19 protein-coding genes and 1 tRNA gene are annotated in these 25653 nt (G+C 59.7%); 3 read left to right on the top strand and 17 right to left on the bottom strand.

What is annotated here, in order from left to right; genetic code table 11:
* The first annotated feature begins 96 nt into the window (after positions 1-96).
* Complete coding sequence (locus tag DWQ09_12525; protein ID KAA3627962.1) at positions 97-1365, top strand: radical SAM protein; 1269 nt, start codon at positions 97-99, stop codon at positions 1363-1365.
* Between the two features lie 237 nt (positions 1366-1602).
* Positions 1603-3024: a protoporphyrinogen oxidase gene (gene hemG / locus DWQ09_12520; protein ID KAA3627961.1), complete on the top strand. Its 1422-nt coding sequence runs from the start codon at positions 1603-1605 to the stop codon at positions 3022-3024.
* A 285-nt stretch (positions 3025-3309) separates the two neighbouring features.
* On the opposite strand, the gene DWQ09_12515 is transcribed toward hemG, so the two are convergent.
* The 6 genes from DWQ09_12515 to recA form a co-directional block, all read right to left on the bottom strand.
* Positions 3310-3402: transfer RNA gene (locus DWQ09_12515), tRNA-Ser, on the bottom strand.
* A gap of 112 nt (positions 3403-3514) precedes the next feature.
* On the bottom strand, positions 3515-3712 hold the full coding sequence (gene csrA, locus DWQ09_12510) for a carbon storage regulator (protein KAA3627960.1): 198 nt from the start codon (positions 3710-3712) through the stop codon (positions 3515-3517).
* Between the two features lie 209 nt (positions 3713-3921).
* Positions 3922-5151: an aspartate kinase gene (locus tag DWQ09_12505; protein ID KAA3627959.1), complete on the bottom strand. Its 1230-nt coding sequence runs from the start codon at positions 5149-5151 to the stop codon at positions 3922-3924.
* A gap of 68 nt (positions 5152-5219) precedes the next feature.
* On the bottom strand, positions 5220-7844 hold the full coding sequence (locus tag DWQ09_12500; protein ID KAA3627958.1) for an alanine--tRNA ligase: 2625 nt from the start codon (positions 7842-7844) through the stop codon (positions 5220-5222).
* A 49-nt stretch (positions 7845-7893) separates the two neighbouring features.
* On the bottom strand, positions 7894-8328 hold the full coding sequence (locus tag DWQ09_12495; protein KAA3627957.1) for a regulatory protein RecX: 435 nt from the start codon (positions 8326-8328) through the stop codon (positions 7894-7896).
* A 28-nt stretch (positions 8329-8356) separates the two neighbouring features.
* Entirely contained in the window at positions 8357-9385 is a 1029-nt protein-coding gene (gene recA, locus DWQ09_12490) for a recombinase RecA (GenBank protein ID KAA3627956.1), read from the bottom strand.
* A gap of 264 nt (positions 9386-9649) precedes the next feature.
* Here recA and DWQ09_12485 point away from each other — a divergent pair, with 264 nt between their 5' ends.
* Complete coding sequence (locus tag DWQ09_12485; GenBank protein ID KAA3627955.1) at positions 9650-10348, top strand: glycine zipper 2TM domain-containing protein; 699 nt, start codon at positions 9650-9652, stop codon at positions 10346-10348.
* 65 nt (positions 10349-10413) lie between these two features.
* On the opposite strand, the gene DWQ09_12480 is transcribed toward DWQ09_12485, so the two are convergent.
* The 11 genes from DWQ09_12480 to DWQ09_12430 all read right to left on the bottom strand — a co-directional run bounded on the left by DWQ09_12480 (position 10414) and on the right by DWQ09_12430 (position 25453).
* Positions 10414-10986 carry a hypothetical protein gene (locus tag DWQ09_12480; protein ID KAA3627954.1) on the bottom strand — a complete coding sequence of 191 codons (573 nt, stop codon included), beginning with the start codon at positions 10984-10986 and terminating at the stop codon, positions 10414-10416.
* A 63-nt stretch (positions 10987-11049) separates the two neighbouring features.
* A complete protein-coding gene (locus DWQ09_12475; GenBank protein KAA3627953.1) occupies positions 11050-12861 on the bottom strand; it encodes a long-chain fatty acid--CoA ligase in 1812 nt (603 codons plus the stop codon).
* Positions 12862-12959: 98 nt separating this feature from the next.
* A complete protein-coding gene (locus DWQ09_12470) occupies positions 12960-15002 on the bottom strand; it encodes a crotonase (GenBank protein KAA3627952.1) in 2043 nt (680 codons plus the stop codon).
* Positions 14995-16293: an acetyl-CoA C-acetyltransferase gene (locus tag DWQ09_12465; GenBank protein ID KAA3628031.1), complete on the bottom strand. Its 1299-nt coding sequence runs from the start codon at positions 16291-16293 to the stop codon at positions 14995-14997. The genes DWQ09_12470 and DWQ09_12465 overlap by 8 nt, the downstream gene beginning before the upstream one ends.
* The gene (locus tag DWQ09_12460; GenBank protein ID KAA3627951.1) at positions 16290-18761 is read right to left on the bottom strand and encodes an acyl-CoA dehydrogenase; all 2472 of its coding nucleotides are present in this window, start codon (positions 18759-18761) and stop codon (positions 16290-16292) included. Before DWQ09_12460 ends, DWQ09_12465 begins: the two co-directional genes overlap by 4 nt.
* Positions 18762-18991: 230 nt before the next feature.
* A complete protein-coding gene (locus tag DWQ09_12455; protein ID KAA3627950.1) occupies positions 18992-19660 on the bottom strand; it encodes a TetR/AcrR family transcriptional regulator in 669 nt (222 codons plus the stop codon).
* A 44-nt stretch (positions 19661-19704) separates the two neighbouring features.
* Positions 19705-20247 (bottom strand): RNA 2',3'-cyclic phosphodiesterase, encoded by a 543-nt coding sequence (gene thpR / locus DWQ09_12450; protein KAA3627949.1) that lies wholly within the window; start codon positions 20245-20247, stop codon positions 19705-19707.
* Entirely contained in the window at positions 20237-20755 is a 519-nt protein-coding gene (locus DWQ09_12445; protein KAA3627948.1) for a nicotinamide-nucleotide amidase, read from the bottom strand. The genes thpR and DWQ09_12445 overlap by 11 nt, the downstream gene beginning before the upstream one ends.
* Positions 20756-20803: 48 nt before the next feature.
* A complete protein-coding gene (locus DWQ09_12440; GenBank protein ID KAA3627947.1) occupies positions 20804-22261 on the bottom strand; it encodes a stage V sporulation protein R in 1458 nt (485 codons plus the stop codon).
* A complete protein-coding gene (locus DWQ09_12435) occupies positions 22258-23457 on the bottom strand; it encodes a DUF444 family protein (protein ID KAA3627946.1) in 1200 nt (399 codons plus the stop codon). The genes DWQ09_12440 and DWQ09_12435 overlap by 4 nt, the downstream gene beginning before the upstream one ends.
* A 64-nt stretch (positions 23458-23521) precedes the next feature.
* Positions 23522-25453: a serine protein kinase gene (locus tag DWQ09_12430; protein KAA3627945.1), complete on the bottom strand. Its 1932-nt coding sequence runs from the start codon at positions 25451-25453 to the stop codon at positions 23522-23524.
* Positions 25454-25653: the final 200 nt, after the last annotated feature.

The following is a 25653-nucleotide window of genomic DNA, read 5'->3' as shown; positions in this document are numbered from 1 at the left end:
TTTAGCAGGGCGCGTTTCACGCACCACCTGCCAAGTTAAAACAGTTCACCGGTTAGACCCTACGACAACTTGTTTTTTTTCACGTAACAATTGGTCATGAGCCTATCTACTGACAACGATCTCTACCTGCTGGCAGTAAACCTCACCCGTCGCTGCAATCTGCGTTGTGCCCACTGCTATTTAGATGCGGATACCTTGCGGTACGGCACTGCGGATGAACTAACCACCAAGGAGGTGAGCCATTTGCTGGACGAAGTGGCCTCCCGTAGTGTCGAGACCATGGTGGTGTTGACCGGCGGAGAACCGCTGGTGCGCCGTGATCTGGAAGCCCTGCTGAAACACGGTAGCGCACTGGGCTTGTTCATGGTGGTGGGTACCAATGGCGTGCTGCTCACTGACAAACGGGTACAGTCGTTGCAAGCTGCGGGTGCCATGGGTTGCGGTATCAGCCTGGATTCACTTGATCCGAAAAAACACGATGACTTCCGCGGTCGCCCCGGTGCCTGGCACAAAACCCTGAATGGCATCGAGGCTTGCCGCCGTCATGGCCTGTCGTTCCAGATCCATTGCTCCGTCACCGAGGACAACGCCTACGAAGTACCGGGCATGATCCAATTTGCCCGCGCTACCGGCGCCAAGGTGCTGAACTTTTTCTTCCTGGTATGCACCGGACGAGGCGAGTCCATGACCGACATCGGCCCGGCCGCCTATGAGCGGGTATTGAAGCAGATACTGGAGGCCCAGGAAAACAGCGCGGACTTGATCATCCGCGCCCGCTGCGCACCCCATTTCCAGCGCGTTGCCCATCAGCGCAATCCGGATTCATTGCTGACCAGGGTGCAGGGCTACGACGGCGCAAGCTGCCTCGCCGGTACCCATTACTGCCGCGTCACCCCGGAGGGTGGCATTACCGCCTGTCCTTATATTGCCGATGAGATGGCCAATATTCGCCGCCAGCCATTCTGGGATATTTGGGATCAAACCCCGGTATTCCAACAATTGCGTATCCCCAAGCTCAGTGGCAAATGCGGCCGCTGCGAGTACACCCAATTATGCGGTGGTTGCCGCGCCCGCGCCTTGGCTCATGAAGGGGGACTAATGGCCTCCGATCCTTGGTGCAGTTACGTGCCGGTGGGTGGTGAGGTAATCAGCCCCCATGTTGAGCGGGAGACGGAAATTGCCTGGAGTAGCGAGGCGCAACGGCGTTTGTCGCGTATCCCAGGCTTCTTGCGCAAGATGGTGAAAAAGCGCGCGGAGGGTTACGTGCGCGAGCGTGGTGGACATGAGGTCACCGCGCAACATCTCACCACCTTGGCTGAGAAACGTTTTGGAAAAGACAGACCGCGAGGAAAGGTCGTTACCTGATTTACTGTTACCTTAATGACTTGTCGATTTCCGTGATCGGCCGGGACACACCGCAGAGAACCATCGGCCGCAGGGATGCGACCGTCGAGCGTACCAGGACGTATTTACAGCAGGTTTTTCCGGTAGATCTCCTCCGGTCGGTCAGGTCAACGAAGGCTGATTTTGGGACAGCACACTGAATGTGACTCATACCTACGATGCAACCCACAGATCGCTATTCTCGACCAATTATGAAACATGCGTGACACTGATGTATTGATTGCAGGTGGTGGTATCTCCGGGCTGTCCCTGGCCTGGTGGTTGGTACAACACGGCTATCGCGTTGCAGTCTGGGAGGCCGACCATCGTGTCGGCGGCAAGATTCAGAGCAATTGTCAGGATGGTTATCAGACCGAACGTTCCGCTGCGCTGCTCATGAACTTCCGTCCCGAGGTCAGCGAACTAATTCGGGGCGCAGCGCTGGAGTCGAAAAAGACCCGCCGCAACATAACTGTCGAGGCGCGCCGCTACTTGCTGGATCAAGGTGAATTAAAGGCCTTACCGATGCGCCTTGGGGGGCTGGTGTGTTCCCCGTTGTGGAGTCTGCGTGGCAAGCTACGTCTGTTGGCTGAACCCTTTATGCCAGCGGGCCACGATGTAGAGGAATCCGTCAGCCAGTTCATTACCCGGCGCCTGGGGTCAGAGGCTCTGGATAAGGCCTTTGAGCCCTTTGTCGCCGGCACCCTGGCAGCTGACGCCAACCACGCCAGTGCTACCGCAACTCTACCCCGGCTGACCGCATTAGAGTATCGCTATGGCAGTATCGCTGGCGGGATTCTAATGAACCGCCTGTTGCGACGAAAAACGGGCTGTGTCACGGACACCTTCTCATTTCAAGGTGGTATGAGCACCTTGGTGAATACCCTGGCTGAGACCCCAGGCATCTTTGTGCGCACCGGGCACCGTGTACGGGGTTTGATCAAGCGACATGACCACTGGCAGGTAACGGCTGCCACCGCCAGTGGTGAACAAACGGTAAACGCACGCCAGGTTGTGCTGGCAACACCAGCCCCCGTCGCAGCGCGCTTACTCGATCCCTTGGATAGCGAACTGGCGGCATTGCTGCAAGGCATTCGATACGCACCATTGGGTGTTGTCCATTTAGGCTTTGATCGTGCCGCAATTGATCATCCATTGGACGGAACTGGATTTCTCACACCTCGGCAGGCGGGGCTATCCATCAGCGGTAACCTATGGATGAGCAGTCTGTTTCCGGACCGGGCACCCCCCGGTAAGGCATTGCTAACGGCTTATGTGGGGGGCGCACGCCTGCCTCAGGCACTGGCGTGGGACAATGAACGCATGATTGACGAAACAATGGGCGCTTTGCAGCCGCTGCTGGGGCTCAAGGGTGATCCTGAAATGGTTCGTATTGAACGCCACCGGCAAGCCTTGCCGCTTTATCATGGTACCTATCGGGCACGGCTACAGGCGATAGCGAGACAGTTGCAACAACTGCCCGGGTTGCATTTAGAGGCAAACTACCAGGGTGGGGTCTCGGTCCGGGATCGCATTGCCCGAGGTTGTGCTCTGGCGGAACGGATCGCCGCAGCAATACCAGCACCAAACTGGAAGCCCGTTCCCGCCACGCTGCCGAGACCCCTCGCATCGTTATCATGAAATGTGAAATTGTCATCTCTGCTCTTTGATCCGCACCTTGAGGGTGTTCATTGTGCGGAAGATTTGCGGGGTCCAGTTATGCATCGTTGTGCATTGTCCTGCAAGAAAAGCAACGGGCGCCTCGTAATTCGAACCTATCTCAAAACCCCTCGCGAGCTGTGCGGCTCATGCTGTGGCGTCTACGCTCCTGATCGAACCCGGCTGATTGAGACGCTCCATCGAGGATTCGAATCCAGTACCGCCAGCTGAATAAAAAAAGGGACCGCTACGGGTCCCATTTTAATTTGGCGGAGAGAGAGGGATTCGAACCCTCGATGGAGCTATAAACCCCATACTCCCTTAGCAGGGGAGCGCCTTCAGCCGCTCGGCCATCTCTCCAAAAAGAAGCCGCCAGCATGGAAGCTGGCGTACAGGCTGCAAAGGATAGCGAGGCAGCTGCAGTTCGTAAAGCCTATTTGATCACTGCTTTCGTGACCTTTGCTACCGATGACTACGCGCCGTAATTGCCTTTTGCGTCGTCGTCCTGTTCCTTACGAATACGTTCGTAGATCTCTTCGCGATGTACCGCTACCTCTTTCGGAGCGTTAACTCCAATGCGTACCTGATTGCCTTTTACTCCAAGTACGGTGACCGTCACTTCATCCCCGATCATGAGGGTTTCACCTACTCTGCGAGTGAGTATCAGCATTGTTCACTCCTTGTCCGGGTCTCCACCCAGGTTTCCCGTTGTCAGCTATGTCAACTTAGCGCCTTGGCGCAACACGCGGGTATTAGTTGGTGTTGTTCCCGCAACCTATTACATCTATCAGTATATCCGCTAATAGCGCATGCGTGGCAAATAAACCCTGCCTGGCGGCTATTCGATAAAACCTACTTATCTTCCGGAAAAATAGGTACTTACGCTCCCACCGGACCCTTGTCCAGTTCAAACGCCTGATGCAGGGTTCGAACCGCCAACTCCAGATACTTCTCATCGACAACCACTGAGATCTTTATCTCCGAGGTGGAGATCATCTGGATATTGATGCCCTCCTTGGCCAGGGCTTGAAACATCTTGCTGGCGATTCCGGCGTGGGAGCGCATTCCCACACCCACCAGCGAGACCTTGACGATACCCGCGTCACCGACGACGTTTTTGGCACCCAGCTCCTTGGCGGTCGCGTTGAGAATCTCAGCGGCTCTCTCGAAATCGTTGCGGTTCACGGTGAAGGTGAAATCGGTGGTGTTCTCCTGCCCCACGTTCTGGACGATCATGTCCACTTCGATGTTGGCCGCGGAAATGGGGCCCAGGATACTGGCGGCGATACCGGGGCGATCCGGCACTCCGATGACGGTGAGCTTGGCTTCGTCTTTATTGTGCGCGATGCCGGAAACGAGTGCCTCTTCCATCTGTTCTTCCTCATAAGTGATCAGCGTCCCTTCCCCCTCATGGAAGGTGGAAAGCACGCGGAGCGGGACATTGTATTTGCCCGCGAATTCGACCGAGCGGATCTGGAGCACTTTCGATCCCAGGCTCGCCATCTCCAGCATCTCTTCAAAGGTGACACGTGCCAGACGCCGTGCCTTGGGTTCGATGCGCGGGTCGGTGGTGTAGACGCCATCCACATCGGTGAATATCTGGCATTCATCGGCTTTGAGGGCGGCGGCAAGCGCCACGGCCGTGGTATCGGAGCCACCGCGTCCCAACGTGGTGATGTTCCCCTCTTCGTCCACCCCCTGGAAACCGGCGACCACCACGACACGCCCTTCTTTCAGATCGCGCTGGATACGCTCGGCCTCGATCTTCTGGATGCGCGCTTTGTTGTGGGCGTTGTCGGTCTGGATATGGACCTGGTACCCGGTGTAGGAGCGGGCCGGGCAGCCGCGCTTCTCCAACGCCATGCTGAGCAGCGCGATAGTGACCTGCTCACCGGTGGAGAGCAGAACATCCAACTCACGCGGCGTGGGGCGTTGCTCGATCTGCCTGGCAAGTCCAATCAGCCTGTCGGTCTCCCCGCTCATGGCGGAGACGACCACGACCACGTCGTTGCCGCGATTGCGGTAGTCGATGACCTTCTCGGCCACGAGCTCGATACGCTCGGTGGTGCCTACCGAGGTACCGCCATATTTCTGTACGATGAGTGCCATGGAATGCGCCGCGCCAAAAAGGGGGGTATTAAACGATAAAACCCATCCGGAATAAAGGGATCACAGACTTAACTTAACTGCTCTCTGGCCCAATCCAGTGCCGCGGCCAACGCGCCATCGAGGGCGGAGGGATCACTGCCACCGCCCTGCGCCATATCGGGGCGTCCGCCGCCGCGACCGCCGATTTTCGTCGCCACCTGGTTGAGAAATTCTCCGGCCTTGATGCGGCCGGTACTGTCGTTGGTGACACCGGCGACCAGATTGACCTTGCCGTCCTCGACACCCGCCAGCAACACGGCCGCGCTGCCGAGTTGCGATTTGAGCTGGTCGACCGTGCTGCGCAAGGCGCGCGCATCGGCGCCATCCATGCGCGCCGCCAGGACCTTGACTCCCTGCATATCGATCGCCTGCGTGGCCAGATCTCCGCCCTGTGAGCTGGCGAGCTTGTCTTTCAGGCGCTCGATCTCTTTCTCCATGGTGCGATTTCGGTCCAGCAACTGGCGTACGCGCTCTTCGATATCCTCGCGCCCGCCCTTCACCAACTCGGCAACCTTCTGCAGCTTGGTGTCGGCCGCCTCGATCCAGCGCAGCGCCGCGGCGCCGGTCACCGCTTCAATACGCCGCACGCCGGCCGCAATACCGGCCTCCGAGACGATCTTGATGATGCCGATATCGCCCGCGCGTTTCACATGGGTGCCGCCACACAGCTCCGTGGAGAAATCACCGATGCGCAGCACACGAACCCGGTCACCATACTTTTCCCCAAACAGTGCCATCGCTCCGGCGCCAACGGCATCGTCGTAACTCATTACCTGGGTATCGACATCGGTGTTGACACGCACCTGATCGTTGACCAGCTGCTCGATCTCCTGCAACTGCTGCATGGTCACGGGTTCGAAATGGGAGAAGTCGAAGCGCAGGCGATCGGGCGATACCAGCGAACCCTTCTGCGTCACGTGGCTGCCCAGCACCTGGCGCAGCGCGGCGTGCAGCAGATGAGTGGCCGAGTGGTTGAGAGCCGTGGCCTGGCGGGCCTGCCCATCCACTGTCGCCGACAGCTGCTGGCCCCGCTTGACCGTTCCCTGTGTCAGGCGCCCGACGTGGACATGGGCGCCTCCCTGTTTGAGGGTATCCGCCACTTCAAATACGGCGCCGTTCGCGGTGAGTTCACCGCGATCCCCGACCTGCCCACCGGATTCCGCATAGAAGGGCGTGCTGTCGAGCACGATCATGCCCTCCTCGCCCGCGGTCAACTGCTCCACCGCCTCGTTGCCGCGAAACAGCGCAACAACCTTGCCTTCCGCGCTCAGGCGATCGTAGCCGTTGAATACCGATGCCACCGACATTTCCGGCATGGCGCCATAGTCGACGCCGAACTGGCTGGCGGCACGCGCACGTTCGCGCTGAGCGCTCATGTTGCGCTCGAAGCCTTCAATATCCAGCGTCAGTTTGCGCTCGCGCGCGATGTCGTTGGTGAGATCGACCGGAAACCCGTACGTGTCGTAGAGCAGGAACACCGTGTCTCCGGGAATCTCAGTGCCTTTCATCCCGGCAATGCTCTCCTCGAGGATACGCATCCCCTGGTCAAGGGTTTCGGCAAACCGTTCAGCCTCCAGGCGCAGCACCTTCTCGACCTGCTCGCGGGCCTTGATCAACTCGGGATAGGCCTGGCCCATTTCCTCGCAGAGGGGGCCCACCAGCTTGTGGAAAAAGGGCTCCTTTAGCCCCAGATTGTGACCATGACGGATGGCGCGCCGGATGATGCGCCGTAATACGTAGCCGCGCCCCTCGTTGGAAGGCAGTACGCCGTCGGTTATCAGAAACGCGCAGGCACGAATATGATCGGCGATCACGCGCAGCGAACTGTTGTTGCGATCCTTCACGCCCGCCAGATCGGCCGTTGCGGCGATCAGGTGCTGAAACAGATCGATCTCGTAATTGCTGTGCACTCCCTGCAGCACTGCCGCGAGACGCTCGAGACCCATCCCGGTATCCACCGATGGCTTGGGCAGCGGATGCATGGTGCCGTCCGCGGTGCGGTTGTACTGCATGAACACCAGATTCCAGATCTCGATGTAGCGGTCGCCATCCTCGTCGGGAGATCCGGGCGGACCGCCGGCGATCTCCGGGCCGTGATCGTAGAAGATCTCGGAGCAGGGACCGCAGGGACCGGTATCACCCATGGCCCAGAAGTTGTCGCTCTCGTGGGGTTTGCCCCCCGGTTTGTCACCGATGCGGGCAAAGCGACTCGGATCGACCCCGATCTCCTGGAGCCAGATGTCTGCCGCTTCATCGTCATCCTGATAGACCGTTACCCAGAGTTTCTCGGCAGGGAGTCCCGCCACCTGCGTGAGAAATTCCCACGAGTAACGAATCGCCTCGCGCTTGAAGTAGTCACCAAAGCTGAAGTTGCCCAGCATCTCGAAGAAGGTGTGGTGACGCGCGGTGTAGCCCACGTTCTCCAGATCGTTGTGCTTGCCGCCGGCACGCACGCAACGCTGCGAGGTGGTGGCGCGCACATAGGAACGCTTGTCCTGACCGAGAAATACATCCTTGAACTGGACCATCCCCGCGTTGGTAAACAGCAAAGTGGGATCGTTCCCAGGCACCAGCGGACTGCTGGAAACGATCTCATGGCCATTCTCTTTGAAGTAATTCAGAAATCCCTGGCGAATCTCAATGCTGCTTTTCATACCCTACCCGTCAGCCACATACGTAATTGCGAATCTGCAATCCTATAGGTCAATCGACATCACGCGTATCCAATGCGTAACGAATCTGTTCGGAAGAAAATCCGCGATGCGCGAGGTAGCGGCCCCGCCTGGCGCGCTCGTCCCAATTGGCGGGCGCCTTATCACCGAAGCGCCGCCGGCACAGCTCCCTGGCCCTGCCTCCCCACTCCGCGTCATCACCTTCGAGCGCCGCTTCGACGAGCGTTGCCTCCACGCCCCGCTCCCTCAGCTCGGCGCGGATGCGGAGCGGGCCATAGCCGCGCTCGCGACGGGACCAGACGAAGACCTCGGTAAAACGCGCATCGCTCAGCAGACGCTCGCCCTCCAATCGGTCAAGGACTGGAATCACCAGCTCGGCCGGCCAGTGCCGCGCCTCGAGCTTCCAGCCCAGCTCCTTGCGGGAATGTTCACGCCTGGCCAGTAAACGCAGTGCCGCCTCCCGCACCTCGTCGGAGGTCGGTGGCTCTTCCGCGCTAGGCTTCGACCTCTTCTTCACGGGTTCTGGGCGGCACCTTGACCAGCAATTTCTCACGGATTTTGCCTTCGATCTCCGCTGCCAGTTCGGGATGCTCCTTCAGATACTGACGGGCATTGTCTTTGCCCTGGCCGATCCGGTCGCTATTGCAGCTGTACCAGGCGCCCGCCTTGTCGACAAAACCGTGTTGCACGCCAAGATCGATGATCTCGCCTTCGCGCGAGATGCCTTCGCCGTAAAGTATCTCGAACTCCGCCTGACGGAACGGCGGGGCCACCTTGTTCTTGACCACCTTGACACGGGTTTCGTTACCGACCACCTCGTCGCCTTTTTTGATGGCGCCGGTGCGGCGGATATCCAACCGCACCGAGGAGTAGAACTTGAGCGCATTTCCGCCCGTCGTCGTCTCCGGATTACCGAACATGACGCCGATCTTCATGCGGATCTGGTTGATGAAGATCACCAGGGTATTGGAGCGCTTGATATTGGCGGTCAGCTTGCGCAGCGCCTGGGACATAAGACGCGCCTGCAGCCCCACGTGCGTATCACCCATCTCGCCTTCGATCTCGGCCTTGGGGGTCAGGGCGGCGACCGAGTCGACCACCACAATATCGACCGCGCCGGAACGTACCAGCATGTCGGCGATCTCCAGCGCCTGCTCGCCGGTATCGGGCTGCGAAACCAGGAGCTCGTCGACGTTGACCCCCAGCTTCTCGGCATATCCCGGATCGAGCGCGTGTTCAGCGTCGACAAAGGCCGCGGTGCCACCCAGTTTCTGGGCTTCGGCAATCACCTGCAGGGTCAAAGTCGTCTTGCCGGAGGACTCCGGTCCGTAGACCTCCACCACACGGCCCCGGGGCAGCCCACCGACACCCAGTGCGATATCCAGGGCCAGTGAACCCGTGGATATCACCTCCACATCCCTTATGGCGCCTACGTCGCCCATGCGCATCACCGACCCCTTGCCGAACTGCCGTTCAATCTGGGTCAGCGCCGCTGAGAGCGCCTTTTTCCGGTTCTCGTCCATTGTGTTGATCCGCTCCTATACTGTGAACTGTGTGCCGTATCGCGTTATCGGCGGCACGAAGGGGGCAATTATTCCATAGATGCCGAGAGGGGGCCTAGTCGCACGGCAAATCCTGGGGAAATATGTCGTATCGAGCACCTCACCGAATGCGTTATCTTTGACCCAAGAGACCATTCACCGACTGTTCAGGGTGTTTACCCCATGCTATTCGGACCATCGGGTATCCACCCGTTGGCACATCAATTCCTCTGGAGGAGTGAATCTATGAATCTATGGAAACAAGCCGCGGTATTCGGCATCGCGGTCAGTCTGGTGGCCTGTGCCGCGGACGATCCCAACAAACGCGCCAAAACCGGGGCAGCTGTAGGTGCATTGGTCGGAGCCGTGCTGGCTAATCAGTCCAGCCACGACAGGAAGAAGCGCCGCATCATAGGCACCGCTATCGGCGCCATGGCCGGCGCCGCCGTCGGCAGCTACATGGACAAGCAGCAGGCGGAGCTGGAGGCCAAACTCCAGGCCGAGCAGGAACGCGAGGAGCTTCGGATCACCCGCTTATCCGACAACAGTCTCAAGGTAGGGGTCGCCAGCGAGGCCACCTTTGACGTCGATCGCTCCGATCTCAAATCCAGCTCGCTCAATACCTTCAACAAGATCGCCGGAGTGCTGAAAAGTTACGACAAGACGGTGATCCACGTCGTCGGCCATACCGACAGTACCGGCTCGGACGCCTACAATCAGGGACTCTCCGAGCGGCGGTCGTCGAGCGTGGCCAGCCACCTCATACAGCAGGGCGTCCCGCGGGACCGTGTATTGATGGAAGGGCGCGGCGAGCGCGAACCGCGTGCCTCCAACAGCAATCCCGAAGGCCGGCGCCTGAATCGACGGGTTGATATCGTGATCAAGCCGATTATCGAAGGCCAGGAAGATCGGGCGTTTGATCCGCCGCCTCCGCTCAATTCGTGACGGTCAATTCGTAGGAGCGGCGGAAGCCGCGAATGCAGTGCCGGTACCCATCGCCGCTCCTACGGCTATTTCCCCAGCATCGCCTCTTTCAAACCTTCGGTGACCGGTTGGCTGCCCAACCACACGCTGATGAGTCCACGACTGAAATCCGCCCCCGGAATGGTGCCCTTCACTTCACTGTTGACCAGCACCCGTGTCCCGACGCCAGGGATATAGTCGAGATGAATCACGTCGCCTTTCACCGCATCGCCAAAATAGCCATTGAACTTCTCCAGCCGCGGTTTCACGCGCTCGAACTCCTCCGCCTTCATGTTGGCTTGAAAGCCCTCTAACCACGCTTCCTGCAATTTGGCGGCTTCCACCTTGTCGTAGAGAAAGTGCATGGCGATACGGCGCGGTTGATCGGCAGCGATAATGGCATCTGCGGATGTGCTTTTCTCCACCAAATACAGCGCACCAATATAGACGCTGACGAAAAACTTCTTGCGTATGCCCGCACCGTTCAGCGACAACACCTGATCCACGGTTTCGATCCTTGCGGTTTCGGGAACCGAAACCCCTTTTATCTCCACGGCGGCGGCCCAACCCGCGCTTTGCGCCAACAGCACCAGAGTGACCGCATGTAGCCAGCGTCTCATGACATCGATCTCCTTTACACCGGTTTGCTCTTTCCACTTCCCTACCGCGGCGGCACTGCTCGATCAGTGCCCCTGGTAGAGTTCTTTCACGGGTTCTGCAAGGCGTTCCATTACTTTATTCCGCTTTAACTTCAGCGTTGGCGTGAGCAACCCGTTGTCGACTGTCCAAGGTTCCAGGCTCAGATAGATACGCCGGATCTGCGCGTAACCCGGGAACATGCGCACCTGCCCTGCGATGCGCTCAAGCACCAGTTTTTCGGTCTTCTCATCCTGCAACACCGAGGGATTGTTAGCATCGAGACCGTTTTCAACGGCAAACTCCCGCCATCTTTCCGCGTCCAGTACACACAGGGCGCTCAGGTAGGGGCGTTGTTCGCCGAGGATCATCACCTGTTCGATCAATGGATCCATCGCAATCGCCATCTCCATATCGGCGGGCGATACCTTTTCACCGTTGCTCAATACCAGAATCTCCTTGATACGGCCGGTGATGTAAATATGGCCCGTTTCATCGATGCGCGCCTTGTCACCGGTTTTCAGCCACCCATCCTCGGTGAGCACCTGCCGGGTCGCCTCTTCATTACCCCAGTAGCCGAGCATGATGTTGGGACCACGCGCCAGCAGTTCATCGTTGTCTCCGATCTTTACCTCCACATCGATGATGACGGTTCCCACGCTTTCGGGCACATTGTCCTCGATACGGTTGCCGGAAATGACCGGTGAACTTTCGGTGAGGCCGTAGCCTTGAAGTATGGGGACGCCGAGGCCAATAAAGGTGCGGGCAATATCGGGCGTCAGCGGTGCTCCACCACTGATCGCCACCCTGAGGCGCCCGCCCAGTTTCTCGGTGATCTTGCCGGCAACCAGCGCCTTGAGTATCGGCCAGGCGAGCAGCGACGGCTTCCAGGGGCCTCTTCCCTGTTCGCGTAGGAACTTGGTCCAACCGACGTTGACGGCGGCAAAAAACAGCTTCTTTGCCAGCCCACCCTTCTCCTCCAGTCCCGCCATTATCTTGGCGTACACCCGCTCGTAGATACGCGGTACGCTGATGAGCACGGTGGGGCGTATCGTCAGCAGATCTTCACCCAGCAACAGGATTGAACGTGCGTAAGCCACCGTGGCACCGACCATCAGGGGGAAATAATAGCCACCCATGCGCTCAAGCGTATGCGAGAGCGGCAGGAACGAGAGCATCAGATCATTTTCATCGACATGGATCAGTTTGGAGGCGGCATACGCGTTGGTGACCATGTTGTTGTGGCTCAGCATCACCCCCTTGGGGAAACCCGTCGTGCCTGACGTATAGACGATGGAGGCCAGATCTCCCGGTTTCGCACTCGATGTGCGGACTTCAGTGGTTTCAGAGGGCAACCACTCGTCCCTGGTCGTCAGACGATCGTCCGGCAAGGGTATGCCCAAACTGCGAACGGCTACTATGCGCCGTACACCCAACATCTCCTGACGTACATCAGCGACACGTTCCCACTCTTCAGCACCCCCTATGACCAGAAGCTTGGCGCCCGAATTGTTGAGTATGTAGGCGACATTCCCGCCACGATCATCAGCGTAGACCGGCACGGTAATCAGCCCCAATGCCATCGCCGCCTGATCGAACATGACCCACTCGCGACAGTTGCGCATCATGATCGCCACGCGGTCACCCGCCACCAGACCCTCGCGCTCCATGGCGATCTGCCAGCGACCCACTTCGGCGGCCATCTGCGCCCAGGTGGTGTCTTTCCATTGGCCGCTGGCTTCGTCGAAGTGCCGATACGCGACCCAGTCGGGTGATCTCGCCACACGCGCACGGAACAGCCCGCCCAGGGTTCCAGCCTCAGCCACTGTTATGACATTCTGCTTGTCGTTATTGCCCATTTCGTTTTCTCCTTCAGCGATTCAACTCACCGCTGGAACCGTTTCGCCCCAAGTTTTTTCGTTCCACTATTGCTGCCCGCATTGAGCAGCGATGCCGCTCAGTCCTCTTTGGTTACCGCCGCGGTCAGCGACCGGTGCGGTGCAAACCGTGATCCTATTCGCCCTGCCAATTGCTCCATCGCCCTGACGATGTCGGTACGACCGCGCCGATTCATATAGTGCATCACGCCGCCGCGAAAAGGCGCGAATCCAGCGCCGAACACCATACCCGCATCGAGCAGATCACCATCATCAATCACCTGCTCCGCAAGACAGGCCTGAGCCTCATTGATGATGCGCAGCACCATGCGGTCCGCCATGGCCAGCAACTCCTGCTCGTCGATGCCTTCGTGTTTACGCTGGGTGCGCCGGCCCTTGGTGTAGGTATAGAAACCCTCACCGGATTTACGCCCCAACCGTCCCTGGGAGACCAGGCTCTCCAGCCGCTGGGGCACTTCACCACCGTAGTGCTGAGTCAACACTCGCGCCACGGAAAGGCAGACATCCAGACCGACGGTGTCGGCCAATTCCACGGGGCCGATAGGCATGCCGAAACGCCGTGCCGCCTCGTCGACCACCTCCGGTGCGACGCCCTGCTCAACCAATTCGACCGCCTCCATCAGATAGGGCATCAACAGGCGGTTGACCAGGAATCCCGGCGCGCTGCGTACCGGCAGGGCGAGACGATCGATGGCGCGGACGAACGCCGCAGCCTGCTCGATCAACTCCGGCGGCGTCTCTGGGGTGCTCACCACCTCGACGAGCTGCATCCTGGCAACGGGATTGAAAAAGTGCAGCCCAACCAAACGCTGCGGATCCTCCAGCGCCTGGGCGATCTCCTGCAACGGAATACTGGAGGTGTTGGTCGCCAGCAGCGCAGTACTCGGGGCACGCGCTTCCACACTGCGGAACAGGTCTCGCTTGGCCTGCAGATCCTCGACGATGGCTTCGATGACCAGATCGGCACGCGCAACGCCATCACCGTGAGGATCCGGCACCAGCCTGTCGAGTGCCGCCTGCACACGATGCGGCTGCTTGAGCCGCTTGCGAAACAGGGTCGCCGCCCGGGCAATGGCCGGGGCGATCTGTGCCGGACCGCGATCCTGCAGTGTTACGCTGAGTCCGCGCAGCGCGCACCATGCCGCGATATCACCGCCCATGGTTCCAGCGCCGACGACGTGCACATGGCGCACTTGCAGCGGACTCGCTTTGCCGAGCTCGCGCAGGCGCTCGCGCAGCAGGAACACGCGGATCAGGTTGCGCGCCGTCTCGCCCATCGCCAGGCGCGCGGCGGATTCCGCCTCGCGCTCCATCATCCTTGACCAATCGCCACCATGACCGCGCCACAGCTCGATGACGGCGTAAGGGGCCGGGTAGTGTTCTTCCCGGGCACGTTCTGCCACCTGGCGCTTGACCCAATATGCGAGCAACTCGCGCCCGGGCTTGAGCTCGAGGGCTTTCAACCACCACGGCAAGCGATGCGCGGGCAACTCCCGCAGCAGGCCAAGCGCTGCGCGCTGCAGATGGCGCCGCGGCACGGCGTAATCGATCATGCCCATCTTCTGCGCGCGGCGCGCGTCGACGGTGCGACCGCTCAGCATTAAATCGAGCGCCGCAGGGGCTCCGATCAACCGGGTGAGTCGCACGGTCCCGCCCCAGCCGGGATGAAAGCCCAGCATCACCTCGGGCAGTCCAAGACGGGTGGCAGGCGCATCGTCGGCAACGCGGTAACGGCAGGCGAGGGCCAATTCGAGACCACCGCCCAGGCAGAAGCCATTGATGGCGGCGACCGTGGGAAAAGGCAGCTGCTCGATACGATCGAACAGCGCCTGCACCCGCTTCACCATCAGCAGCGCGGCATCGAACTCGGTCACCGTCGCAATCTCGTGGACATCGGCCCCGGCGATGAATCCGTGTTCTTTGCCGGAGGCGATCACCAGACCCGCGGGCGGTTCGGCGAGCAAGCGATCCAGCATCGAGGCGAGCTGCTCCAGCACTTCGCTGGAAAGCACGTTGGTGGCACTGTTCGCCTGATCCAGGTAGAGCCAGGCGACGCCACCCGCGTCGCGTTCGAGACGCCAATGTTGTGGTGCTTTAGCCATGGGACGACCCCAGGGCCTCGATCAGCGTGGCGCCGCCCTGGCCGCCGCCGATACACAGCGAAGCCACCGCGTAACGCCCACCCTCGCGCTGCAACACCTTGAGCGCATGCAGCACGATGCGCGCGCCGCTGGCGCCGATCGGATGCCCGAGGGCGATGGCGCCACCGTCGGCGTTCAATCGATCCCGATCGATAGTGCCAAACGTGCCGGACAATCCGAGCACATCACGGCAGTAGGCTTTGTCTTCCCAGGCGGCGAGCACCGCCAGGACCTGCGCGGCGAAGGCTTCATTGATCTCCCAGTAATCGATACGTTCCTGACGGATGCGCTGGCGTTTGAGCAGCATCGGCACGGCATGCGCGGGCCCCAGACCCATCTCCGCAGGATCGAGGCCGGCCCAGGCGACATCGACGATGCGCCCGATGACCGGCAACTGGTGGCGCTTGACCGCCGCCTCGGAAGCGAGCAGCAGACAGGCCGCGCCATCGGTGATCTGTGCGCTGTTGCCGGCCGTGACATTGCCGAACTTGCGATCGAAGACCGGCTTCAATTTGGCGAGTTTGTCCAGCGATGAATCGGGCCGCACCCCGTCGTCGGTTTCGTACAGACCACCCTTCTCGTCGAATAGCGGCGTGATCTCGTCGAGGCTCCCGGTGGCCTGGGCTGCAGACAGGCGCTGATGGCTGGTCACGGCGAAGGCGTCCATCGCATCACGATCGATAGCGAAGCGCTGGGCGACAATCTCCGCCGTCTGGCCCATGGAAAGATTCACGGTGGGGTCGGTCAATCCGCGCAAGAGGCTGATCACCGGCACCAGATGACGCGGACGCAGGCGGCCGATCGCCTTGAGCCGCGTGGGCAGATCACGCGCGGTCTGCCAAGCGACCAGCCACTCGACCATCGCCCGCCCCCACAGCACCGGCGCATGACTCATGGAATCGGTGCCGCCGGCCAGCACCAGATCGGCACGGCCGGAGGCGATATTGTGCAGCGCGCTGTCGATGGCCTGCATGCCCGAAGCGCAGTTGCGCTGCACCGTCCATCCGGGCACCCGGTGACCGCAACCCATGCGTAGTGACACAACACGCCCGATGTTGGCCTCATCCGGACTGGGGATCATGCACCCCAGAATCACTTCATCGATTGCATCGGGCGCGAACGGTTGTCGCATCAGCAACGCACGCCCGGCGGCGACGGCCAGATCGCTGCCGCTGAACGCGCCCGGCCCATTGCGTGCCTTGAGGAACGGGGTACGCGTCCCATCGACCACGTAGACGGATTGCGGCCTCACGCCTGTTCGCGCTGCGCACATGGCGCCTCCTGGTTCTCGCGACCAAAATCGGGCGGGAAGTCATCGACCTGGATGATCTCCCAGACCAAGGCCCAATACTCCCGTAGCGACTTCGCCTGCGCTTCGCTCACCACACCCGCTGCAAGCGCCCGCACGAGGAGTTCCTCTTCATCCGCTCCCGCGATGATGCCATCACGCTGGGCGTGGCGCAGCTGACGTTCCGTCTCCTCGGTGCCATCGGCCAGATGCAGCGCCTGCTCCAAGCGCCGCAGCGGATGGTCGGCTTCCGCGGGGATATACAACCCGGCGGTAAGCCGATCACGACTGCCGGAATCCCGCAGCAACAGCTCCGCCACCTGCGTTTCGAGCCGATCGTCAGGCGGGAAGTAGGTACGCCCGGCGGGGAAGATCCAGCCACGCAGAATGCGCGCCAGTCCCCTCGAGGGTAGATTGATCAGCGCCTCGATCATCCGTTTCTCGGCCAGGTAGAGCGCTTGCTGACACCCCCAGTGCACAAAGGGCAGATCCTTGACCATGCGCCCTTCGTGATCGAAGCGCTTGAGAATGGCGGAACCCAGGTAGAGGCAGCTCAGCACATCGCCCAAGCGAGCGGACAGGCGTTCACGTCGCTTCAGTTCGCCGCCCAGGGTCATCATCGACATCTCCGTCAACAGCGAGAAAGCGCAGCTCACCCGGGTGAAATGCTTATAGTAGTGCCGCACGGGGCCGCCTTCGGGAACGCGCACCAAACGCCAGCCGCCCAATCCGTAGAACAGGGTTCGTGCCCCGCTTGCCACGGCGTGGCGAATGTGCCCGAAGAAGGCCTGATCGAAGTCGGTCAGCGCCTGCTTTCCGTCCGCGGCGTGGGCCGCGCGCATTTCGCGCAACAGGTAGGGATGGCAACGAATCGCGCCCTGCCCGAAGATGATCAGGCTGCGCGTCAGGATGTTGGCCCCCTCCACGGTGATGCTGATCGGCACCGCCTGATACGCCCGTCCCAGATAGTTGCGCGGTCCCAGGCAGATACCCGAGCCGCCCTGGATATCCATGGCATCGTTGACGATCTGGCGCATCATCTCGGTCAGGTGGTACTTGAGAATGGCCGAGATCACCGAGGGTTTTTCGCCCAGATCGAGCGCACCGCAGGTCATGACCCGCGCGGCATCCATCATGTAGGTCATACCGCCGATACGGGCGAGGGGTTCCTGAATCCCCTCGAAGCGGCCGATGGGGGTCTTGAACTGCTTGCGCACACGGCTGTAGGCGCCGGTGGCGCGGCTCGCCACTTTGGCGGCACCCACGCTGAGCGCGGGCAAGGAGATGGAACGCCCCGCGGCCAGCGATTCCATCAGCATGCGCCAGCCATTGCCCGCCTGTTCGAGCCCGCCGATGATCCACTCCAGGGGGATGAAGACATCGTGGCCCTGGGTGGGGCCGTTCTGAAACACGGCATTCAGCGGCAGGTGGCGCCGCCCGATGACCACACCGCGAGTGTCCGCCGGGATCAGCGCGCAGGTAATGCCCAGATCGTCCTCCTCGCCCAGCAGATGATCGGGATCGAGGAGTCGGAACGCCAACCCGATCACCGTGGCGACCGGTCCCAGGGTGATGTAGCGTTTGTTCCAGTTGAGGCGGATGCCGAGAACGTTGCTCTTGCCAGCGTATTCACCGTGACAAACCACGCCGGTATCTGGGATCGCTGCTGCGTCGCTGCCGGCGGTCGGCCCGGTCAGGGCAAAGCAGGGGATCTCTTCACCCCTGGCGAGACGCGGCAGATAGTGTGCCTTCTGTTGGTCGGTGCCGTAATGCAGCAGCAATTCGGCGGGGCCCAGCGAGTTGGGCACCATGACTGTCACCGCGGCTGTGAGGCTGCGGCTGGCAAGCTTGACGACCACGGCGGAATGCGCCAGCGCGGAGAACTCCAGGCCCCCGTAGCGCCTGGGAATTATCATCCCGAAGAATCCCTTGTCCTGCAGAAACTCCCAGACGTTGGGCGGAAGATCCTGCCACTCGTGGGTCACCTTCCAGTCATCGATCAACGCGCAAAGCTCTTCGACCGGACCGTCGAGGAAGGCCTGTTCTTCGGCCGTCAATGCCGGCAAACGCAGATCCAGCAGTTTGTTCCAGTCGGGATTGCCGCTGAACAGATCGCCGTCCCACCAGACGGTTCCCGCGTCGAGCGCCTCCTGCTCGGTACGGGAGACCTCCGGTAGCACTTTGCGAAAGGCGGCCAGAACATGACGGCTGATCAGAAGACGGCGCAACGGCGCGACCACGAGCGGCACAACCAACAGCAGGGAGACGGCCAGCAGGACAAGGGCAGTGGTATCGCCGATCCCGCCCACCAGGCGCGCGCAGGCGATCAGAACAGCGAAGGCAGCCCACCAGCCCCACCCCGGGGCGCGCAGCATCGCCAGCGTCCAAACCGACGCCAACGCCACCAGTAGCCAAATCAAACCGCTGGCCATTGCCTCCTCCTGCCTCCAAAGTACCCAAGGCGCCGCCGGAGTGACTCTTGCGTTCGCCCCGCGCCGCTCAACCCCTCGACCGGGGTGACCGGCTACCGCCACAGCATACCTTCATACGGTGGATTAATTCAAACGTTCGTTTCAATTCAGCATCCGGACCCAGACTGTCGCCGCGCTATTTCAATCGGCGGCTGCCCTTCCCGCGCTCGGCAACCTCCGAACCTCGCAAACTATGCGGGTTTCTCGGCTTTCATACCCGCCGAGAGAAATTCGACCAGCCGCTCGGTCATGCCATCCACATCGTCCGGATCACAGTAGGGGCAGGCCGCGAGCAGGTGTAGTGCATCGGTTCCCGCCATGGCGTAGGCAATGGTGCCGATCACGAAATGCATCCGCCAATAGAGATCTTCGGCACCCAGCTGCGGCAGTGCCGCGCCCAGCGCCTCACCGTACCGCAGCTTGATGTCCTGATAGAGACCCGGCATGAAACGTCGGAGATGCTCGTTGGGTTCCACGTAGGAGCGTCCCAGGAGACGCATGAACACCATACCGCCGCGCGCGGGATCCTGGCTCACCTGGAGAGCGGGTTCGATAAAGGTACGCAAAATGGCGGCGACAGACGCAGCCCCCGAACCCGCGGCTTCATCCAGCATGTCGAGCTGCCGCAGTCGCTCCGCATTCAGCGGTTCGACACGGCGCCGAAAGACCTCCTCCAGCAACCCTATTTTGGAGCCAAAATGGTAATTGACCGCCGCCAGGTTGACCGCAGCGGCGGCGGTGATCGTGCGCAGCGAAGTGGCGTCAAAACCCTTGTCCGCAAACAGCCTTTCGGCAGCGTCGAGAATACGCGCCTTGGTCGCAACGTTGTCCCCCAATTCGTTTCGAGCGCGCACGTTCATCACAATCGAGTATAGACGAGTTCAAACGTTCGTTTAAAGTTGCGTCAGTGTTCCGCCGGGCTCCGCAGCGGCCAACTGCGCAGGGTCTCGTACAACGCACCGCTCGGGAGGGTTTGCGAGCGCACGAGTGAAAAGGACGTCACCGGCCAGGGTGGAATCGCCGCAGAAGATCCTGTCTCTACACGATCGGCCTTGCGCAGCAACGTGAGGTGCGGTGTGAATACCCTGCTCTCGGCGCTCAGCCCGCACCCCGGCAGCAGGGCGCGCAGTTGATCGACCAGCCTGATGAGCGCGGGAGGGATCTGTTGGGTGCTGGCCCAAACGATCCTGTTGCGCGACCGGTAGTCCAGCCTCTCGAACGCCAGTGTGAAGGCCTCGGCAGCGATCTGATCGGCCGCCCTTTCCAGACAGATCCGCTGCGTGCCGCTCACCGCACCCAGGAAGGCCAGCGTGACATGGAGGTTTTGTTGCGGTATCCAGCGGCCGGTTGCGCGCGGCAACCGCTTTGTTGCCTGTGCCTGGCAGGCTTCCTGCCAAGCATCGCTTGGCCAGAGCGCGAAGAACAGCCTCTCGTGGTCAACCTTCATCCGTGAACAGTTGGATCACGCCCTGCAATGCATGGGCTGCCGCGTGTCGTCGAACGGCATCCCGGTTTCCCGTGAACTCCCTGCGCTCGGTCAGCACTTCGCCGGCCTCGGTTCCCCATCCAAACCACACCGTCCCCACCGGTTTTTCGGCCGTACCCCCCTCCGGCCCTGCGATACCACTCACTGCCACCGCCACCTGCGCGGTGCTGTTGCGTAGTGCGCCGGTCACCATGGCCGTGACCGCTGCTGCGCTCACCGCACCCTGCCTCGCGAGCACCTCTTCAGGCACATCGAGCATCGAACATTTGGCGTTGTTGGAATAGGTGACAAAACCCCGGTCGAACCACGCCGAACTCCCCGCCCGATCGGTGATCAGTTTGGCGATCCAGCCACCGGTGCAGGACTCGGCTGTCGCCAGTTGCCATCCACGATCCCGGAGCCTGTCGCCAACCTCGCAGGCCAGATCATGGAGCCTGCGCTCTGAGGGCGGCGCGGGGGTTTGCTTCATGGCTCGTTGAGAAGAGTGACGACGTCCTGTGCGATTGGCGCATCACGGTCAGTGGAACAGATCGTCGGGGTCACGCTTGTGTTCCTTGCTGTCGAAACCATCTTCATCGAAGCATAACAACACGCCACGGTCGTGAACAGTCGTTTCCAGAACGACACGCCGCCCCCACAGACGATAGAGATGCTCCAGAGTTTTCTCGGCAAAATCGAGTTTGAGTTCGCGCCCATCGTGATAGTGCTTGAGATAAAGCGAGCGGTCGCGATCGTAGTCGGCGTCCTCGACCTTGATCACCGGCACGGCGCCCATGCCTACATTGCTGATGAGCGTCTGTCGAATCGCATCGCAACCCTCGTCGTTAGCCACGTGGGTGACGACCTGCTCTTTGCCGCGCGCCTGGTGGCGGAAAAGATCCAACTCTTCGATCAGCTCATTGCTCAGAAACCGGCGTAAGAACGACGCATCTCGATCCACTTCCCGGACCTCGAACAGTTTCGCCAACGCCTGTCCGTCCGGCGGTACATCGGGCGACGGCAGTACGCCGCCGGTATCCCCGAATCGTCGCCATATGTCATCCCAGATCTTCAAACCCAGATGGTAGGGATTGAGATCGCCGGTGATGGGTCGCACTACCTGATTATGATGAACCAGGAACTCCAAGTGCATCGATTGGGGAAGCTCGAGGTTATTCATGATGGTGCGATGCCAAAAGCTGGCCCAGCCCTCATTCATGATCTTGGTTTCTATTTGCGGCAGGAAATACTCGGCTTCTTCGTGAACGATGGTCAGTAAATCGCGCTGCCATTCCGTCAATTGCCGGTTGTTGTCCCGAATGAAGAGCAGTAGATCCGCTTCCGGTTCCAGAGGAATCCTGTCCAGATCGACGGCGCTGGCCTCCTGTCCCTTGTGAATCGTTTGGTAGGCATCTCGCGCCGGATAGGAGCGCTCCGCAGCCGCGGCGATCTGCTCCTGCGGGGAACGTTTGCGCAGCGCGCGGTTGCGGTTGAGTTGCAACGAAAGCGCATGCGCGGCGTCCAGGGTCAGTTCAACCTCCTTGCGCCCGATCGAGGGATCCTCCACATAGCGGCGCACCCGTTCAGCGTGCAGCTTGAAGTTGCTCACCGTCAATTCGGCCCGGGTATGGGCGAAGGTGAAGTTGTTTTTGAAGAAATCGTTGTGGCCGTAGACATGTGCCATGGTGAGCACGGTCAGCGCGAGGGAGTTCTCCCGCATCAGGTAGGCAATGCACGGATTGGAGTTGATCACCATCTCATAGGGCAAACCCGACACACCATGGTCATAGGTCGTCTTCAATTTTTCATAGGATTTCCCGTAGGACCAATGCGGATAGTGCGCGGGCATACCCGAGTAGGCCATGTAGCTCAACATCTGAAGATGATCGCTGACCTCGTACTCTTGCGGATAACACTCGAGCCCGAAAGCATCCACTTTCTCTCTGATCCGCTCATCCCATCGTTTCAGTTCCTCAATATCCAATTCGCCGCTCATGCGGGCGTCTCCCCGTCTCCTGTCTCCGGGAGGCGCTCACGTTTCAACAACGCCTTGAAACTCGGCCAGACATCATCCTTACGTTTTATAAGAACGGCCTGATAGTTTTCGGCATCAATCTTCTCAAACGCCTCTATCAGAGAACTCTCATAATGGAGCGAATAGGGTTTTATCTCACCGTAGCCAAACAGATTGCATACCTCACACAGCTGTTTGGCCGCGCGCAACGTCTGCTCATTATCACTGGCAAAGTTGTCGCCGTCCGAACAATGAAATGCATAGATGTTCCAATGTTCAGGATGATAGCGATCGCGTATCACCTCCAGCGCCTTGTTATAACCCGATGAGATCATCGTGCCACCCGATTCGCCCTTGTGAAAGAACTCCTCCTCGGTAACTTCACGTGCCTGGGTATGGTGGGCGATGAAGACCAGTTCGACATGTTGATAGCGGGTGCAGACGAAACGATGCAACAAGAAGAAGAAGCTGCGTGCCAGATATTTCTTCATCATGTCCATCGAACCCGATGTATCCATGATGCAGATCACCACCGCATTGGAAGAAGGCTTCATATCCGGCACGCGATGGCGGAACTTCAAATCGTCCTGATGAAACGGGAAACGCCCATCGTCGCGCGCTCGTCCGGCTCGGGTTGTAGCCAGTTTGCGCCGCACGCGAGCGCGTGCCGAACGCTTTTTGTCCAGATGCACATGCACTCCGACCTGACGATAACCGCGCCTTTTGGAGGTGCGCTCCGACATCACCTGACGCAAACGTTTCTGTTCCATATCGGGAAGTGCCAGATCCTCAAACATGATAGAGATGAGTTCATCCAGCGTTACATCGGTTTCGTAATAGTCAAAGCCCGGCTGATTGCCGGCCGGCCCCGGGCCGGGTTCGCCGCCCTTTGCGCGACCCACGACCTGTCCTTCCTCGGTATCGCCATCACCGGTACCCACACCCGGCGTGTTTTCACCGTAGACAAAGCGATACTCGCGTATGGAACGAATGGGTATTTTTACGACGCGATCACTGGATTGACCAATAATCGCTTCCTCGGCAATAAGATCGGCGATGTTGTCACGGATCGATTCCAGCACTTTGCCACGGTGTCTCTGGCGATCACCGGCGCTGCGATCGGAGCGTAACGACTCAGAAGGAGAGTAGGGCCTGAAAATGGTTTCGCTGTTGCTCACCTTTCACTCCATTTGATGGGGTTTCACCGCGGAATCCCAAAATCGTCATAAAAGATCCGTATCGCTAGTCCTTCCACAAATTGTTGGCCGCGTACTTGAGAATTACATCAACGCAGTGTTCGCAGTAACCGTTGTCCATCAGATTCTGCACCATGCCGTCGTATTTTTGTTTCTGTTCTTCGTCGCGGGTGCGGGATTTGGTTATGATGCGGCTGATCTCACGAACCGAACTCATCAACTTCTTTTCGATCGCCGACTTCAAAGGCTCGTAGCTTTGGTAGTTGATCGTCTCGCCGCGGCGCTGACTGGCCCACAGGAAGGCGATCACTTCCTGGCGGAAACCCTCTGCGGCACTGCCGATAATGGCGATGTGTTCCTCAATGGACTTGAGAAACTCCTCGTCCGGTTCCAACTCTTCGTTGGTGTTGCGGTCTTTCACCTTGCTCTTGTTGACAAAAGCCTCGGCGTGGTCGAGATAGTTCTGGAACAACGATTCCGCCTGTTCCTGGTAGGAGTATACGAACGCCTTGGTAATCTCCTTCTCGAGCATCTCCAGGTACTCCTTGTGGATCATGTCCTGAAGAAACTCGAGATAGCGTTTGCGCACATCATCGGAGTAATCCGACGCTTTGACCATATTGACCAACGCCTCGCGCACATTGATCGGATTGATGCATTCGGGATTGTTGGACAACGCATTGTCGATCGCCTTCATGATGAACCGCGTCGAGATGCCGTTCATGCCCTCCGATTTTGCATCCTCGCGCAATTCGCGAACGCTAAGTCGCTTGGTCCTGCCCTTCTCTACCACCTCCTCACCGTCGTAGAGCCGCACTTTGGTCATCAAATCCACCTTCGGACTCTGCTCGAGGCGCGACAGAATGGCGAACAGCGAAGCGATTTCTATCGTGTAGGGCGCTATGTGGGCGTCGAAATCGGATTTGCCGAGTATTTTCTTGTAGATCTTGACCTCTTCGGTGACCCGCAGGTTGTACGGCACCTTGACGACAACGATACGATCGAGAATGGCTTCGTTGGTATTGTCGGCGCGGAACCGCTGCCATTCGGCTTCGTTGGAGTGTGCAACGATGACCGAATCGACATACACTGTGCCGTGGCGTCCCGGTGCGGGCACGAATTTCTCCTGCGTTGCGGTAATCATGGCATGCAGGTATTCCGTCTCATTCTTGAAAACCTCTATGAACTCGACCATGCCGCGGTTGCCGACGTTGAACGCCCCGTTGAGATCGAGCACGCGCGGATCGCCTTCTGAATAGATATCCAGCTTGGAGATATCCTCCGATCCGATCAGCACCGATGTATCCTGGTTGTTGGGATCGACCGGGGGTACGACGCCGATGCCGCGCCGGTCCCGTTTGGAGAACTCGATGGTCTCCACCATCATGGTTTCGTACTTGCCGTTGAATTCGTTCTTCAGGCGGTAGCGGCAAACCGGGCAGAGGTCACCCTCGATATGAACGCCCAGCATCTTCTCGAACTCGATACGCAGATGCCGCGGAATGAGGTGCAGGGGCTCCTCGTGGATCGGGCAACCGGCAATGGCGTAAATGGGATCGACCTGCTCCAAGCCGCCCTGCAACTTTTCCACCAGCGAGCTTTTGCCGGCGCCTACGGGCCCCATCAGGTAGAGCACCTGACGGCTCTCCTCGCCGTGCAGCGCAGCCGATTGGAAATAGCGCACGATCTGCGCCAATGTCGTCTCAACACCGAAAAACTCGTGTTCGAAGAACCCGTATACCTTCACCGGATCATCGGCAAAGAGGCGTTTGACTTTGGGATTCTCCGACTCTGCGATATCGCGTACGCCCGCGCCACGGATCAGCTCGTACATGCGTGCGTGCGCCAATTTGGTGATCGAAGGATCTTTTTTGACCACATCCAGGTAGTCGATCAATGTACCGCTCCACTTTTTAGTGGTGCGTTCCATCCGATCGCGTTCTATCAGTTCAGCAAACTCGCTCTTATCCTGCCCCATGGCTGTTACCTCCAGCTTGGATTTCGGAACTTATCCCCGGGCTGAACCATCATTGAACGTTCCCCATGAGAGAACCGCTGCCCGCAAGACTCTAGACAGCAAGCGCGGACACAGAGTTCAACCCGCTGCCAAGGTTTCCCTAAACCACTCATGCACTATCAATGCTGCCGCGCCTCTCCTGCAGACGATCGCTTTTCGTG

This window comes from Pseudomonadota bacterium (assembly GCA_008501635.1).
Classification (GTDB): domain Bacteria; phylum Pseudomonadota; class Gammaproteobacteria; order QQUJ01; family QQUJ01; genus QQUJ01.
This window is presented reverse-complemented; position numbering and strand designations above follow the sequence as displayed.

What these genes read in the sequence shown, in the direction of transcription:
- DWQ09_12525 (KAA3627962.1), top strand. Translation starts at nt 97, where the DNA reads ATGAGCCTATCTACTGACAACGATCTCTACCTGCTGGCAGTAAACCTC.
- hemG (KAA3627961.1), top strand. Translation starts at nt 1,603, where the DNA reads ATGCGTGACACTGATGTATTGATTGCAGGTGGTGGTATCTCCGGGCTG.
- csrA (KAA3627960.1), bottom strand. Translation starts at nt 3,712, where the DNA reads ATGCTGATACTCACTCGCAGAGTAGGTGAAACCCTCATGATCGGGGAT.
- DWQ09_12505 (KAA3627959.1), bottom strand. Translation starts at nt 5,151, where the DNA reads ATGGCACTCATCGTACAGAAATATGGCGGTACCTCGGTAGGCACCACC.
- DWQ09_12500 (KAA3627958.1), bottom strand. Translation starts at nt 7,844, where the DNA reads ATGAAAAGCAGCATTGAGATTCGCCAGGGATTTCTGAATTACTTCAAA.
- recA (KAA3627956.1), bottom strand. Translation starts at nt 9,385, where the DNA reads ATGGACGAGAACCGGAAAAAGGCGCTCTCAGCGGCGCTGACCCAGATT.
- DWQ09_12485 (KAA3627955.1), top strand. Translation starts at nt 9,650, where the DNA reads ATGAATCTATGGAAACAAGCCGCGGTATTCGGCATCGCGGTCAGTCTG.
- DWQ09_12480 (KAA3627954.1), bottom strand. Translation starts at nt 10,986, where the DNA reads ATGAGACGCTGGCTACATGCGGTCACTCTGGTGCTGTTGGCGCAAAGC.
- DWQ09_12475 (KAA3627953.1), bottom strand. Translation starts at nt 12,861, where the DNA reads ATGGGCAATAACGACAAGCAGAATGTCATAACAGTGGCTGAGGCTGGA.
- DWQ09_12470 (KAA3627952.1), bottom strand. Translation starts at nt 15,002, where the DNA reads ATGGCTAAAGCACCACAACATTGGCGTCTCGAACGCGACGCGGGTGGC.
- DWQ09_12460 (KAA3627951.1), bottom strand. Translation starts at nt 18,761, where the DNA reads ATGGCCAGCGGTTTGATTTGGCTACTGGTGGCGTTGGCGTCGGTTTGG.
- DWQ09_12455 (KAA3627950.1), bottom strand. Translation starts at nt 19,660, where the DNA reads ATGAACGTGCGCGCTCGAAACGAATTGGGGGACAACGTTGCGACCAAG.
- thpR (KAA3627949.1), bottom strand. Translation starts at nt 20,247, where the DNA reads ATGAAGGTTGACCACGAGAGGCTGTTCTTCGCGCTCTGGCCAAGCGAT.
- DWQ09_12445 (KAA3627948.1), bottom strand. Translation starts at nt 20,755, where the DNA reads ATGAAGCAAACCCCCGCGCCGCCCTCAGAGCGCAGGCTCCATGATCTG.
- DWQ09_12440 (KAA3627947.1), bottom strand. Translation starts at nt 22,261, where the DNA reads ATGAGCGGCGAATTGGATATTGAGGAACTGAAACGATGGGATGAGCGG.
- DWQ09_12430 (KAA3627945.1), bottom strand. Translation starts at nt 25,453, where the DNA reads ATGGGGCAGGATAAGAGCGAGTTTGCTGAACTGATAGAACGCGATCGG.